Source organism: Pseudomonas sp. 43(2021), from assembly GCF_017490805.1.
Classification (GTDB): domain Bacteria; phylum Pseudomonadota; class Gammaproteobacteria; order Pseudomonadales; family Pseudomonadaceae; genus Aquipseudomonas.
In genome coordinates this window covers 26831-40435 of record NZ_JAFGYJ010000033.1, presented here as the reverse complement: position 1 = coordinate 40435, position 13605 = coordinate 26831, and the positions used below count along the sequence as shown (strand labels likewise).

Annotated in this window: 13 protein-coding genes; 1 reads left to right on the top strand and 12 read right to left on the bottom strand. The window is 62.6% G+C overall.

What is annotated here, in order from left to right:
- Positions 1-171 precede the first annotated feature (171 nt).
- The 11 genes from J5M71_RS23180 to J5M71_RS23130 form a co-directional block, all read right to left on the bottom strand.
- On the bottom strand, positions 172-573 hold the full coding sequence (locus J5M71_RS23180; protein WP_207837488.1) for a biopolymer transporter ExbD: 402 nt from the start codon (positions 571-573) through the stop codon (positions 172-174).
- 1 nt (position 574) lies between these two features.
- Positions 575-1294, bottom strand: a complete 720-nt coding sequence (locus tag J5M71_RS23175; protein ID WP_063912137.1) for a MotA/TolQ/ExbB proton channel family protein — start codon at positions 1292-1294, stop codon at positions 575-577.
- 30 nt (positions 1295-1324) lie between these two features.
- Positions 1325-2116 carry an energy transducer TonB gene (locus tag J5M71_RS23170; protein ID WP_207837486.1) on the bottom strand — a complete coding sequence of 264 codons (792 nt, stop codon included), beginning with the start codon at positions 2114-2116 and terminating at the stop codon, positions 1325-1327.
- A gap of 319 nt (positions 2117-2435) precedes the next feature.
- Positions 2436-3425 carry a sulfate ABC transporter ATP-binding protein gene (locus J5M71_RS23165; RefSeq protein WP_013974693.1) on the bottom strand — a complete coding sequence of 330 codons (990 nt, stop codon included), beginning with the start codon at positions 3423-3425 and terminating at the stop codon, positions 2436-2438.
- Between the two features lie 3 nt (positions 3426-3428).
- Positions 3429-4301 (bottom strand): sulfate ABC transporter permease subunit CysW, encoded by an 873-nt coding sequence (gene cysW, locus J5M71_RS23160; protein WP_063912139.1) that lies wholly within the window; start codon positions 4299-4301, stop codon positions 3429-3431.
- 11 nt (positions 4302-4312) lie between these two features.
- A complete protein-coding gene (cysT, locus tag J5M71_RS23155) occupies positions 4313-5131 on the bottom strand; it encodes a sulfate ABC transporter permease subunit CysT (protein ID WP_063912140.1) in 819 nt (272 codons plus the stop codon).
- A gap of 185 nt (positions 5132-5316) precedes the next feature.
- On the bottom strand, positions 5317-6324 hold the full coding sequence (locus tag J5M71_RS23150; protein ID WP_207837484.1) for a sulfate ABC transporter substrate-binding protein: 1008 nt from the start codon (positions 6322-6324) through the stop codon (positions 5317-5319).
- A gap of 48 nt (positions 6325-6372) precedes the next feature.
- A complete protein-coding gene (gene oscA / locus J5M71_RS23145) occupies positions 6373-6555 on the bottom strand; it encodes a sulfur starvation response protein OscA (RefSeq protein WP_016712582.1) in 183 nt (60 codons plus the stop codon).
- Positions 6556-6805: 250 nt separating this feature from the next.
- The gene (locus tag J5M71_RS23140; protein WP_207837482.1) at positions 6806-9859 is read right to left on the bottom strand and encodes an efflux RND transporter permease subunit; all 3054 of its coding nucleotides are present in this window, start codon (positions 9857-9859) and stop codon (positions 6806-6808) included.
- A complete protein-coding gene (locus J5M71_RS23135) occupies positions 9856-10923 on the bottom strand; it encodes an efflux RND transporter periplasmic adaptor subunit (protein ID WP_207837480.1) in 1068 nt (355 codons plus the stop codon). Before J5M71_RS23135 ends, J5M71_RS23140 begins: the two co-directional genes overlap by 4 nt.
- Positions 10920-12008, bottom strand: a complete 1089-nt coding sequence (locus J5M71_RS23130; RefSeq protein ID WP_207837478.1) for an efflux RND transporter periplasmic adaptor subunit — start codon at positions 12006-12008, stop codon at positions 10920-10922. The genes J5M71_RS23135 and J5M71_RS23130 overlap by 4 nt, the downstream gene beginning before the upstream one ends.
- Before the next feature lie 273 nt (positions 12009-12281).
- On the opposite strand from J5M71_RS23130, the gene J5M71_RS23125 reads away from it, so the two are divergent.
- Positions 12282-13145 carry an RHS repeat-associated core domain-containing protein gene (locus J5M71_RS23125; protein WP_233687593.1) on the top strand — a complete coding sequence of 288 codons (864 nt, stop codon included), beginning with the start codon at positions 12282-12284 and terminating at the stop codon, positions 13143-13145.
- A gap of 154 nt (positions 13146-13299) precedes the next feature.
- Here J5M71_RS23125 and J5M71_RS23120 read toward each other — a convergent pair whose 3' ends face one another.
- Positions 13300-13572, bottom strand: coding sequence for a DUF3077 domain-containing protein (locus J5M71_RS23120; protein WP_015272215.1), 273 nt, complete (start codon positions 13570-13572; stop codon positions 13300-13302).
- Positions 13573-13605 lie beyond the last annotated feature (33 nt).

Genomic DNA, 13605 nt, shown 5'->3' with positions numbered 1-13605 from the left:
CCTGTGGGAGCGGGTTTACCCGCGAATGCGTCGGTGACGCCTACATCGCATTCGCGGGTAAACCCGCTCCCACAGGGGGCATCGATATCAATGAAATCCAGACAAAAAAAGGGGCCATCCCCTGCCAAGAGATATGGCCCCTAAGCACTTGCCTGAAGAGAAGTGGCAGGTTTAGCGCGCGGTAATCACCGCCAGCTTGCTGATCCCGGCACGTTCGATAGCCGCCATGGCCCGCGCCACCTCGCCGTAGTTCACGCCGTCATCAGCCTGCAGCTGTACACGCACGTCCGCGTCCTTGTCCTTGGCAGACTTGAGGCTGGTTTCCAGCAGGTCGGGCTGGATCTCGTCCTTGTTGATGAACAACTTGCCGTCACCATCGATGCTGACCACCAGCGGGTCCTTCTGCTCCACCGGGGCCACGGCCTCGGTCTTGGGCAAGTTGATGGGGATGGCATTGGTCAGCAGCGGCGCAGTGACGATGAATACCACCAGCAGCACCAGCATGACGTCCACCAACGGCGTGACGTTGATTTCACTGAGGACTTCGTCGCTATCCTGGGTCGAAAAGGCCATGTCAGGACGCCTCCTTCACCGGCTGGGTGAAGCCGGCCTGGGGCCTGTGCACCGCCGGGTGCACCAGCACGCGGAAGGCACTCTTCTGCGCCAGGCTGTAGAAGTCGTGGGCGAAGTCATCGAGGTCGGCGGCGGTGAGCTTGAGGCGGCGCAGGAAGTAGTTGTAGACCAGCACCGCCGGCACCGCGACGGCGATACCCACGCCGGTGGCCACCAGTGCCGCGCCAATCGGCCCGGCCACGGTTTCCAGGCTGGCGGAGCCGGCCGCGCTGATGCCCTTGAGCGCTTCCATGATGCCCCACACGGTGCCGAACAGGCCGATGAAGGGCGAGGTGCTGCCGATACTGGCGACCACCGCCAGGCCGGTTTCCAGCGAGCGGCGCTCACGCACGATCTGCTGGCGCAGGGCACGCTCCAGGCGGTCCTGGTGGTTGATGGCGTGGCTCAGGTCGTTGGCCTGGCTGTCACCGACGGCGATGGCAGCGTAACCGGCCTGGGCAACGCGTGCGGCCGGGCCAGGCAGTTCGTGGCTGGGCTCGGCAGCCGAGTCCAGGCTCGAGGCGGCCCAGAATTGCTGGTGGAAGCGCTTGTCCTGATGCTTCAGCCGCACGAACTGCACGACCTTGACCAGGGCCAGGCCCCAGGTGACGACAGAAAAACCGACCAGCAGCCAGATGACTGCGCTTTCAACGGATTCGAGGGGGGATGCCAGCAGGCTCATGATGATGTCTTCCTGTGTTCTGCGAGAAAGTTAGCGAAGCTTGAAATCGATCGGTACGCTGACCCAGCCGGTCTGGGCCACGTCGCCCTGCTTGGCAGGCACGAAGCTCCAGCGCTTGACGGCGGCCAGTGCGGCAGCGTCGAGGGCATCGCGGCCGCTGCTCTTCTGGATCTGGATCTGCCCGGGCTTGCCGCTGGGCAGCACCTCGACGCGCAGCAGTACGGTGCCTTCCCAACCGCGGCGCTGAGCCATCTGCGGGTACTCCGGCGCCGGGTTCTTCAGGTACGCCGCGTTGGCCGAGGCCGGGGTGACCGGGGCCGGCGCGGGTGGCGCTGGCGGTGCCGGGGCGGCCACAGGGGCTGGCGGCGGTGCCTCGACCGGCTTGGGCTGTGGCTTGGGCTGTTGCTTGACCACCGGCTTGGGTGCGGGTTTTGGCTTGGGTTTGGGCTTGGCGGCCAGTTCGTCGACCACAGGCGGCGGTGGCGGCTGGACCACCGGCGGTGCCGGGGCTGGTGGCGGTGGCTCGACTACAGGCGGCGCCGGCGCGGCGAACTCGATGGTCATGGGCGGTACTTGCGGTGGCACCACCGGCAGCTCGGGCGTTGGTGCCTGGCTGACCCAGTACGCTGCAGCGCCATGCAGGGCCAGCACCAGCAGGCTCAACACCAGCTTGTCGCGGCGCTTGAGCCCACTGACGGGCGTGCGTTGCAGGCGCAGCTGGCCAAGCGGAAGGCGAAGCGTGCGTCCAAGGTCGACCAGGTCGCCCGGGGCCGGGCGCCATGGCTGGTCGTAGGCCCTGACGGCCGACTGGACATTACCCATTGATCAAACTCCTGGGGTCTCGATTCAGGTGTGTGGCTGAATCATCGCGGTCAGGGGCTTATCTCTTAAAGTAATGTTTAAAATTATAGTTAGAACTATACCGAATATACACTTTGGCGAGTTTTCTCAACGCCGCGAGTTTCGCGGGATGTAGCAGAGCGAGCCATGAATCATGCTTTGCACGCATTCAAAATATTCGCGCAAGGCATGAGATTGCCGCGAGGGCTGCGCCGGCGATGGGCTGCAAAGCAGCCCCGACAATCTCCCAGGCAATAAAAAACCCGGGACCAACCCCGGGCTTTTCATCATCAAAGGCGGCTCAGATATCCGCCACCTTCTGCCAAACCTTCGGCCGGAAGAACAACGTCTCCCCTCGCGCCAACCCGGTCAGGCTGTCATGGTCCTTGACCACCTCGGCCTCGATCAGCTCGCTCTGCCCTTCCACCTTCAAGGTTACCCGCGTGGTCGCGCCCAACGGGCGGATATCGCGCACCTCGGCCGCATGGTGCCCTTCGGTCTCGTGCCGCGACAGCGACACTTCGTGCGGGCGGAACAGCACATGATGCCCTTCGCTCAGGGCCAGGCGATTGGAGTCACCGAGGAAGTGGTAGACGAAATCGTTGGCCGGGTGCTCGTACACCTCGCCCGGCGAGCCGATCTGCTCGATCACGCCCTTGTTCATCACCACGATGCGGTCAGCCACCTCCATGGCCTCTTCCTGGTCGTGGGTGACGAACACCGACGTCAGGTTGATGTCCTCGTGCAGGCGCGCCAGCCAGCGGCGCAGCTCCTTGCGCACCTTGGCATCCAGCGCACCGAACGGCTCGTCCAGCAGCAGCACCTTGGGTTCCACCGCCAGGGCGCGGGCCAGGGCGATACGCTGGCGCTGGCCACCGGACAACTGCTCGGGGTAGCGGTCGGACAGCCAGTCCAGTTGCACCATGTTCAGCAGTTCATGCACCTTCTCGGCAATCTTGCTCTCGCTCGGGCGCTCGCCCTTGGGCTTCATGCGCAGGCCGAAGGCAACGTTGTCGAACACACTCATGTGGCGGAACAACGCGTAGTGCTGGAACACGAAACCGACGTTGCGGTCGCGCACGTCATGGCCGGACACGTCCTCGCCATGGAACACGATATTGCCCTGGTCCGGGGTTTCCAGGCCGGCGATGATGCGCAGCAGGGTAGTCTTGCCGCAGCCGGACGGGCCAAGCAGGGCCACCAGCTCGCCGCTGTTGATGTCCAGGTTGATGTTGTCCAGGGCCTGGAAGCTGTTGAAGCGCTTGCTGACGTTACGAACTTCGATCGACATGAATCATTCCTCCGCGGCGCTGTGGCGCAGGCGGTTAATACGGTTCTCGCTCCACTGCTTGAGCAGCAGGATGAAGAGCGCCAGGATCAGCAACAGGCTGGCCACGCTGAAGGCCGCGACGTGGTTGTACTCGTTGTAGAGGATCTCCACGTGCAGCGGCAAAGTGTTGGTCACGCCGCGGATGTGGCCCGACACCACCGACACCGCGCCAAACTCGCCCATGGCCCGCGCGGTGCACAGCACCACGCCGTAGATCAGGCCCCATTTGATGTTCGGCAGGGTCACGTGCCAGAACATCTGCCAGCCATTGGCGCCGAGCAGGCGCGCGGCCTCCTCTTCCTGCGTGCCCTGCTCCTGCATCAGCGGGATCAGCTCACGGGCCACGAACGGCACGGTGACGAAGATGGTGGCCAGGACGATGCCCGGCAGGGCGAACACGATCTGGATATCGTGGTCCTGCAACCACGGCCCGAACAGGCCTTGCGCGCCGAACATCAGCACGTAGACCAGGCCGGCGATCACCGGCGATACCGAGAACGGCAGGTCGATCAGGGTGACCAGGATGCTCTTGCCCCGGAAGGTGTACTTGCTCACGCACCAGGCGGCGCTGACGCCGAACACCAGGTTCAGCGGCACCGAAATGACCACGGCCAGCAGGGTCAGCTTCAGCGCCGACAACGCGTCAGGCTCGAAGATCGCCTCGAAGAAGGTGCCAAAGCCGTTCTTCAGCGCCTGCGACACCACGATTACCAGCGGCAGCAGCAGGAACAGCGCGAACACCAGCCAGCCAAGGCCGATCAGGATGCGCCGCGAGGTGGCGCTGCCCCGGCGGGCGGCATTGGCGGCGGCGGTTGCATTCAGGGATGTACTGGACATGCCGGCCTCCTTCAAGGGGTTTCGATACGGCGCTGCAGCAGGTTGATCAGCAGCAGCAGGATGAAGGAAACCACCAGCATCAGCACGCCGATGGCGGTCGCGCCGGTGTAGTCGTACTGGTCGAGCTTGACCATGATCAGCAGTGGCAGGATCTCGGTCTTCATCGGCATGTTGCCGGCAATGAAGATCACCGAACCATACTCGCCCACGCCGCGGGCGAAGGCCAGGGCAAAGCCTGTCAGCCAGGCAGGCAGCAGCGCTGGCGCCAGCACGTGGCGAAACACCTGCAGCGGCTTGGCGCCCAGGCAGGCGGCGGCCTCCTCCACTTCACGCGGAATGTCGGCCAGTACCGGCTGCACCGTCCGCACCACGAACGGCAGGGTGACGAAGGTCAGCGCCAGGGTGATACCCAGCGGGGTGTAGGCGATCTTGAAGCCCAGGTCGGTGGCGAACTGGCCGACCCAGCCCGAGGGCGCATACAGGGCGGTCAGGGCGATACCGGCTACGGCCGTGGGCAGGGCGAACGGCAGGTCGATCATCGCATCGATGATCTTGCGCCCGGGGAAGGTGTAGCGCACCAGCACCCAGGCCAGCAGGGTACCGATCACACCGTTGATGACGGCGGCGAACAGGGCGGTGCCGAAACTCAGCTTGAGCGCGGCGATCACCCGCGGCGCACTGATGACGTTCCAGAACTGCTCCCAGGTAAGCTGCGCGGCATGCACGAACATGGCGGCCAGCGGTATCAGCACGATCAGGCTGAGGTACACCAATGTGTAGCCCAGCGTCAGCCCGAAGCCGGGTATGACGGGGGAAATGCGGCGTGACATAAATATCCCTGGTTGAACGCACGAAGCCCGGAATCAATCCCGGGCCGGTGCAGGCTTCTGAATCTTGGGGCTGCTTTGCAGCCCAATCGCGACGCAAGGCCGCTCCCACAGGAGATTGCGGTTCCTTGTGGGAGCGGCCTTGCGTCGCGAATGGGCCGCATAGCGGCCCCGCTTTTCCTTGGCGATTACTGTGCCTGATAGATCTGGTCGAACACACCGCCATCGTTGAAGAATTTCGGTTGTGCAGTTTTCCAGCCACCAAAGTCCTTGTCGATGGTTACCAGGTCAAGTTTCGGGAACTGCTTGCCGAATTCGGCTGCGACCTTCTCGTCACGCGGGCGGTAGAAGTTCTCGGCGGCAATCTTCTGCCCGGCCGGGCTGTACAGGTGCTTGAGGTATTCGGTGGCAATCTCGGTATTGCCCTTCTTCTCGGCGTTCTTGTCCACCACCGCCACCGGCGGTTCGGCCAGGATCGAAAGCGACGGCACGACGATCTCGAACTTGTCGGCACCACCGTCTTCCTTCAACGCCAGGAAGGCTTCGTTTTCCCACGCCAGCAGCACATCGCCCTGGCCGTTGTTGACGAAGGTGATGGTCGAGCCACGGGCGCCGGTGTCCAGCACCGGCACGTGCTTGAACAGCTCCTGCACGTATGCCTTGGCCTTCTCTTCGCTACCGCCGGTCTTCAGGCCATAGGCCCAGGCAGCCAGGAAGTTCCAGCGGGCGCCGCCGGAGGTTTTCGGGTTGGGGGTGATGACCGACACGTCTTTCTTGATCAGGTCGCCCCAGTCCTTGATGCCTTTCGGGTTGCCCTTGCGCACCAGGAACACGATGGTCGAGGTGTACGGGGTGCTGGCATCCGGCAGGCGGGTCTGCCAGTTGTCCGGCAGGGTCTTGCCGAGCTTGGCGACTTCGTCGATGTCACCGGCCAGGGCCAGGGTCACCACGTCGGCACGCAGACCGTCGATCACCGCACGGGCCTGCTTGCCCGAACCACCGTGGGATTGCTGGATCTTCACCTTGTCGCCCGGGTGGGCCTGCTGCCAGTGCTTGATGAACTCGGCGTTGTACTGCTGATACAGCTCGCGGGTCGGGTCGTAGGACACGTTCAGCAGTTCGTAGTCCTTGGCGATGGCGGAACCGGCAAAAACAGCACTGGCCAGGGCGGCAAGCGCATAACGGCGGATGGACATGGTGAAGCTCCCGATTGGCATTTTTCTAGTTTTGGATGTGTGGCGCGATCAGCCGGCCTTGTTGCCGGGCTGCTGCAGGCGGAACTTCTCCTTGCGCTCGATCTGTACGACCTGAGCGTTGTGCACAGTGATCTCCACCGCACCGAATCGCAGGTCGCGCAGAGCGCTCTGGATTTCACGCAGAATGGTGGCTTCGTCCTGACCGTCGATGCTACGCAGAGATGCACTCATGCTCGTTCTCCTTGGAGTGAGATGCCGGGCAGGGGTTTGAAGGGGATTTGTTGCCTGGCTTGAGGGCAATAGTAGTGAGGCGGAGTTATTCTTAAAAATACTGTTTAAGAATGTTTATATAACCAAAAACAAACGCTCATCCTGAAGACAACAGAAGGCCCCGTGGGAGCGGGTTTACCCGCGAATGCGGCGGTAGATCCACCATCGCATTCGCGGGTAAACCCGCTCCCACAGGGTTCACTGCACGGCTTCAGGAATGTTTCTGTGGCTCGCGGATCTTGTACCAGGCCACATACAAGGCCGGCAGGAACAGCAGCGTCAGCAGGGTCGCCACGATGATCCCGCCGATCATGGCGTAAGCCATCGGCCCCCAGAACACCTCGCGGGCAATCGGGATCATGCCCAGGCTCGCCGCCGCCGCGGTCAGCAGGATCGGCCGGCGCCGATGGTTGGTGGCTTCCACCACCGCATCCCACGGCGACAAGCCCTGGGCTTCGAACTCGTCGATCTGGGTCACCAGGATCACCGAGTTACGAATGATGATGCCCGCCAGCGCGAGAATGCCGAGAATCGCCACGAAGCCCATCGGCGTACCCGTGGGTACCAGCGCAATGATCACGCCAATCAACCCCAGCGGCGCCACGCTGACCACCAGGAACAGCTTCTGCACGCTGTGCAGCTGGATCATCAGGAACGTCGCCATCAGGAACAGCATCAGCGGGATGACCTTGCGGATCGGCCCCTGGGCCTTGGCGCTCTCCTCCACCGTACCACCGGTGGCCACTTCGAAGCCCACCGGCAGCTTGCTGGCGAATTCGTCGATCTTCGGCTTCAACTGCGCCACCAGGTCGGTAGGCTGGATATCGCCGTTGACCGAGGCCTTGATGGTGATTGTCGGCTTGCGGTCACGGCGCCATACCAGCGGCTGCTCCAGTTCGTAGCGCACGGTGGCGAACGACAGCAGCGGGATCGAGGTGCCGTTGGGCGTGAGGATCTGCAGGTTCTGCAGGGTATCGGGTGAACCCCGCTCGTTGTCCTCGGCACGGGCGACCACGTCGACCAGATAGATGTTGTCGTTGACCTGGGTAATCTGCACGCCGCTGACGATGCTGTTCATCACATTGGCCACGTCCTCCGACGACAGACCAAGCTGGCGAGCCTTGTCCTGGGCGATTTCCACGCGTAGCACCTTACCCGGCTCATTCCAGTCGTAGATCATCTCGCCAATATGCTCGTTCTGGTCGAGCAAGGTGGCCAGCTCGATGGCGTGCTTGCGTACCTCGTCGATATTGGCGCCGCTGACCCGATACTGGATCGGCCGGCCCACCGGCGGGCCCATTTCCAGCGACTGCACGTTGGTGCCGACGCCAACGAACTCTTCGTGCAGGATCTTCTGCAGCCGGTCCATCATGCCCTGGCGTTCTTCGAAGCCCTTGCTGACGATCACCAGCTGCGCGTAGTACGGGTTCTGCAACTGCTGGTCGAGGGGCAGGTAGAAGCGGATCGCGCCCTGGCCGATGTAGGTACTCCAGTGCACCAGGTCCGGGTCGTCCTTGATCCGCGCCTCGAAGCGGTCGACCACCTTGCGCGTCTCCTCGATCGACGCGTTCTGCGGCAGGTTGAGGTCGACGAGGATTTCCGGGCGGTCCGAGGACGGGAAGAACTGGTTCTGCACGAAGCGCTCGCAGAAGATCGCCAGGGCGAACAGCGCCACGGTGCCGATGATGGTCAGCCAGCGGTTGCGCATGCACCACAACAAACCATGCTCGAAGATTCGGCCGACACGGCCCGGCTCTGCTTCATGGGGCTTGAGCTTGGCACTGCTGAGAATGTGCACGCCGAGCACCGGGGCGAAGAACACCGCCACCACCCACGACACCATCAGCGCCACGGCAATCACCGCGAACAGCGTGTAGGTGTACTCGCCCGCCGAACTGGCGTTGAGGCCGATCGGCACGAAACCGGCCACCGTCACCAGGGTACCGGTTAGCATGGGGAAGGCCGTTGAGGTATAGGCAAAGGTCGCCGCCTGCTCCTTGCTTTCGCCCATTTCCAGCCGCGTGACCATCACCTCCACGGTGATCATCGCATCGTCCACCAGCAAGCCCAGGGCGATGATCAGCGCCCCCAGCGAAATCCGCTGCATGGTGATGCCACTGTATTCCATGAACACGAACACCATGGCCAGCACCAACGGGATCGAGCAGGCCACTACCAACCCGGCACGCACGCCGAGGCTGACGAAGCTCACCGCCAGCACGATCACCACCGCCTCGAACAGCGCACTGGTGAAGCCGCCGACCGCTTGCTTGACCACCACGGCCTGGTCGGAAACGGTGTGTACCCCGACGCCCACCGGCAGGTCTTCGACCACTTGATCCATGCGCTTTTTCAGCGCCGCACCAAACACCTGGATATTGCCACCGGCCTTCATGCCGATGGCCAGGCCCAGCGCCGTCTGGCCGTTGTAGCGGAACATCGGCGAAGGGGGATCGACGTAGCCGCGCTCGATATCGGCGATATCGGCCAGGCGGAAGAAGCGGTCGTTGATCTTCAGGTTGACGGTTTGCAGGTCCTTTTCCGAAGTGAACTGCCCGGAGGTACGCACCGAGATACGCTCCGGTCCGGCCTCGATCACCCCGGCTGGGGTCACGGCGTTTTGCGATTGCAGGGCCTGCATGACCTGGCGCTGGTCGATGCCCAGGGCTGCCAGCTTGCGGGTGGAGAAGTTCAGGTACAGCACTTCGTCCTGGGTGCCGATCAGCTCGATCTTGCCGATGTTGGGTACATCGCGCACTTCGGCCCGCGCCTGTTCCACGTAGTCGCGCAGCTGGCGCAGGGTCAGCCCGTCGGCAGTGAAGGCGTAGATCGAACCGAACACATCGCCGAATTCATCGTTGAACCCGGGCCCCTGGATACCCGCCGGGAATTCACCACGAATGTCCTGGATCTTCTTGCGCACCTGGTACCAGATTTCCGGGATGTCCTTGGCCTTGGTGGTATCGCGCAGGTAGACGTAAACCGTGGATTCGCCTGGGCGGGTGTAGCTTTTGGTGTAATCGAGGGAGTCGAGTTCCTCGAGCTTTTTCTCGATACGGTCGGTGACCTGGTACAGGGTTTCGTCCTGGGTCGCGCCGGGCCAGCGGGTCTGGATGACCATGGTCTTGATGGTGAACGACGGGTCTTCCTCACGGCCCAGGTTGAAGTAAGAGAAAATCCCCATCAGCAGGCCAACGAACATCAGGTACCAGACGAACGATTGATGCTTGAGTGCCCAGTCGGACAGGTTGAAGCTTCCTTTCATTGCGCATCCTCGTCGAAGGTGACCTTCTGGCCAGGCTTGAGGCTGTTGACGCCGGCGGTGACCACACGCTCGCCGGGCTGTACGCCAGCGGTCAGCACGATGCTGTCGGCGGTGCGGTCGATCAGGGCCACGTCACGGGTGGCCACGGTCTTCTGTTGCGTATCGATCACCCACACCTGGGTCTTGCCGTCACGCTCGAGCAAGGCACTCAAGGGCAGTTCGCTGCGCGGCGACACCTGCGAACTCAGAGTCACGCTGATGGCAGTGCCCAGGTGGAAGGCCGCCGGTGTGCTGGCCAGGGTCAGGCGGGCGCGGCGGGTGCGGGTGGTGGCGTCGGCCTGGGGCTCCAGCTCGCGCAGGCTGGCGGTGGTGTTGATGGTCGGGTCCAGCTGCGAAGCAACGGTGAAGGTCAGGCCTTTGCTCAACTGCTCGGCCAGGCCGATCGGCAGGTCGATCACCGCTTCCTTCACATCCGGCCGGGCCAGGGTTACCACGGCCTGGCCGGCGGTGACGGTTTGCCCGGCTTCGGCCTTCCAGGCGGTGATTACCGCGGCGTGGTCGGTGCGCAGGGTGCTGTAGTCGAGCTGGTCACGTGCCTGGCTGAGTGCAGAGCGCGCCTGCTCCAACGCCGCACTGGTGGTTTTCAGGTTGGTCTGGGCGATATCCAGCTGGGCCTGGGCGCCTACGCCACGGTCGTACAGCTGTTGCTGGCGGCGGGCATCGGCCTGGGCGTTGATCCACTGCGCCTGCACCTTGGCCAGGTCGCCTTCGGCGGCGCGCAGCTGGTTCTGCTGGTCGGTCGGGTCGAGCGTGGCCAGGATGTCACCCGGTTTCACCTGGGCGCCCACATCCAGCCAGCGCCGGGCAATACGTCCGGAAACCCGGAAACCCAAGGTGCTTTCGAAACGTGCCTGGATACTGCCGGCGAAACGGCCCAACTGCGACTGCACCTGGGGTTCGACCTTGACCGACAGCACCGGCCGAATCGGCTCTGGTACCTCGTCCTCGCTACTGCAACCGGCCAGCAGCACGCCAGCCGACAGCATCAGCAGCAGGCGCTTCATAGCTCACCCCCTTGGGCCCTGGCGTCGACCTTCTGCACCTGCATGCCGGGGTGCAGCAACTGCCCGCCATTGACCACCACGGTTTCGCCGCCCTTCAGGCCACTGGCGACCACGATCCTGCCGGTGAGGTAACGGCTGACTTCGACCTTGCGCAGCTCTACCTTGTCGCCCTCGCCCACTACCCAGACGGCAGGCTCATGCAGGGCCTTGGTCAGTGCCGACCATGGCAGCTCGACACTTGGCCGGCCCTGGGCATTGGTGGTGGCGGTAACCGGTGCACCCAGTTGCATCCCTGGCGGTACATCCCTCAGCCCGACCTTGACCTGTACCGTGCCGCTTTGTGCGGACACCGTGGGGGTGATTTCGCGCACGAAGCCACGGGCCTGGACCTTCGGGTCATCCAGCAGGCTGACGATCACGCCGGCATCGCTGGGCGGGGCCACCAGCAGCGATTCGTAGACGTTGAACACCGCGTCGCGGTCGCCATCGGTGGCCAGGCTGAAGATCGGCATGGTCGCCTGCACCACCTGGCCGACCTCGGCCTGGCGCTCGGTGATGACACCATCAGCCTCGGAGACCAGCGCGGTATAGCTCAGTTGTTCGTTGGCGTTGGCCAATTGCGCCTGTGCGGCCTTGAGCGCGCTCTGGTTGCTGCGCAGCGCGGCTTCGGCGGAATCGTATTCGCTCTGACTGGTGTAGCCCTTGGGCAGCAGTTTTTGCTGGCGCACGAAGGCGGCGCTGGTCTGGGTGACCCGCGCCTGCGCGGCGAACACCTCGGCCTTGGCCGAGTCGACATTGTTCTGCAGGTCTTTCGGGTCCAGCCGCGCCAGCACCTGGTTGGCCTTGACGTGATCGCCCACATCGACGCTGCGCGAAATGATCTTGCCGCCGACGCGGAACGACAGGTCGGTCTGCACCCGTGCCTGCACATCGCCGGTCAGGGTGACCCTGGCAGCGAAATCGGTGGGTGATACCTGTTGCACGCCTACGCGTGGCAGTGTTTCGGTGGTTTCTTCCTTACTACAGCCCGACAGCAGGGACACAAGCCCCAGGCAGACGACCAACAGCGGACGTATCAACGTCATGCAGGCTCCTTGCTTGCGCGCAAATGATTCGTGGGATGCGACTGTCAGCGTAGTTCAGGGTTGGACAAACGGCACTGGCCATATGCGCAAGGGAGGCATACCGAATGCTGGCGACACAGGGCAGGTTCGGCACAAGGTTTTCGTTGAAAACCTGGCATTTCTGCCAGTAGCCGATTATCGCCAGGGCATTACATAGTGTCCCCAACCGGTCGCCCCGACAGTGGCACCACAGAGAGGCATTTTTCTGTTCCCCCTTGAACCCTCGGAGGCCCCATGGCCGCTGCAAAAAGTTTACGCCGCTTCTACCAGAACGGCCGTGTTTCCACCGAACTCGGCGGGTCTGTATCACGCTCCATCTTCCGGCATCAGGGTAGCCTCCTGGCGCAATGCACGTCAGGTGCTGAGGTATCGCGCTCAATCATGACGGTGAACAATACCAACACCGTCATGAGCGAATTTGGACACGCCGGTAAGGTGCAGTTCGCTTATACCCCCTATGGCCGACGCCCGGCCCAGAGCGAAGCGAACAACCCCTTGGCATTCAACGGCGAGCAACTGGACACGGCAACAGGCGGTTACTTGCTAGGCAATGGCTATCGCCTGTTCAGCCCCACGCACAAGAGGTTCTGTAGCCCAGATAATTCAAGCCCGTTTGATGAAGGTGGCCCGAACGCTTATGCGTACTGTGCCGGGGATCCGGTAAATAGTACTGATCCTACGGGGCACTTTTCCCGTCGGGCATTCTTGATAGCTACGTCAGCAGCCTTGGGGGCAACATTAGTAGGAGTCATTGCATCGGCCACTACGAAGTCCAAAACAGCCGAAATTATTGCAGGCACTGCATTTGCTGCTACTGCTATTGTGGGTGCTTATATTACTCTGAGGTCAAACAATATACGGCCACTAGTTGCACAGCTCTCGCAGCGCAGGCAGCGAACAGCAGTTGAACCTCCTCCCTACGACACACTCTTCCCCGAAGTTCCACCTCCGTCTTACGCGAATGCAACCCGTCCCACGGATATTGAAATGACCACATTCGCTAATATCGGAGACAGTCAGAGAGTCAGCATTCCCGGAGCTGCACCTCCCCCTTACCAGGTGGCTATGTCCGCTAGTAATGTTCGCAACCCGGAATGAAGTTCAGGGTTCAATGACGGAGATCAGTTCGGCATTTTCAGCGCCTGCGCGGGCCTTTTCGCGGGCACGCCCGCTCCCACAGGTATTGAGCAAACCCTGAAGGCTGCAGATGATCCTGTGGGAGCGGGTTTACCCGCGAAGGGGCCGGTACAGGTCAGAGCTGCACTGAAGCCTTGTTCAGTCCCAGTTCAATGTCATCAATCAATGCTTTGGCAAAGCCACTGAGAATTCTCGCGGCGCTGCCGGCCAGGCGGTCATTTTCCATCTCGGCTTCAGTCGTCAGGTGATTGATGCACCCGAGCATTACGGAGAGTTCGGAGAAGGCATGGTTGAAGGGGATGTTGGCCTGGACGCGGAACAGGTCCATGCAGGTTTCGCGGCCGACGGTGCTGCTGTTTTTTGGGTGATTTGGAACGTGCGTTGTCATGGTCGGAATCCAATGTCGTTTATGGAACCGCCA

What these genes read in the sequence shown, in the direction of transcription:
- J5M71_RS23175 (WP_063912137.1), bottom strand. Translation starts at nt 1,294, where the DNA reads ATGAGCCTGCTGGCATCCCCCCTCGAATCCGTTGAAAGCGCAGTCATC.
- J5M71_RS23135 (WP_207837480.1), bottom strand. Translation starts at nt 10,923, where the DNA reads ATGAAGCGCCTGCTGCTGATGCTGTCGGCTGGCGTGCTGCTGGCCGGT.
- J5M71_RS23150 (WP_207837484.1), bottom strand. Translation starts at nt 6,324, where the DNA reads ATGTCCATCCGCCGTTATGCGCTTGCCGCCCTGGCCAGTGCTGTTTTT.
- J5M71_RS23180 (WP_207837488.1), bottom strand. Translation starts at nt 573, where the DNA reads ATGGCCTTTTCGACCCAGGATAGCGACGAAGTCCTCAGTGAAATCAAC.
- cysW (WP_063912139.1), bottom strand. Translation starts at nt 4,301, where the DNA reads ATGTCCAGTACATCCCTGAATGCAACCGCCGCCGCCAATGCCGCCCGC.
- cysT (WP_063912140.1), bottom strand. Translation starts at nt 5,131, where the DNA reads ATGTCACGCCGCATTTCCCCCGTCATACCCGGCTTCGGGCTGACGCTG.
- J5M71_RS23165 (WP_013974693.1), bottom strand. Translation starts at nt 3,425, where the DNA reads ATGTCGATCGAAGTTCGTAACGTCAGCAAGCGCTTCAACAGCTTCCAG.
- J5M71_RS23125 (WP_233687593.1), top strand. Translation starts at nt 12,282, where the DNA reads ATGGCCGCTGCAAAAAGTTTACGCCGCTTCTACCAGAACGGCCGTGTT.
- J5M71_RS23140 (WP_207837482.1), bottom strand. Translation starts at nt 9,859, where the DNA reads ATGAAAGGAAGCTTCAACCTGTCCGACTGGGCACTCAAGCATCAATCG.
- J5M71_RS23170 (WP_207837486.1), bottom strand. Translation starts at nt 2,116, where the DNA reads ATGGGTAATGTCCAGTCGGCCGTCAGGGCCTACGACCAGCCATGGCGC.
- J5M71_RS23120 (WP_015272215.1), bottom strand. Translation starts at nt 13,572, where the DNA reads ATGACAACGCACGTTCCAAATCACCCAAAAAACAGCAGCACCGTCGGC.
- oscA (WP_016712582.1), bottom strand. Translation starts at nt 6,555, where the DNA reads ATGAGTGCATCTCTGCGTAGCATCGACGGTCAGGACGAAGCCACCATT.
- J5M71_RS23130 (WP_207837478.1), bottom strand. Translation starts at nt 12,008, where the DNA reads ATGACGTTGATACGTCCGCTGTTGGTCGTCTGCCTGGGGCTTGTGTCC.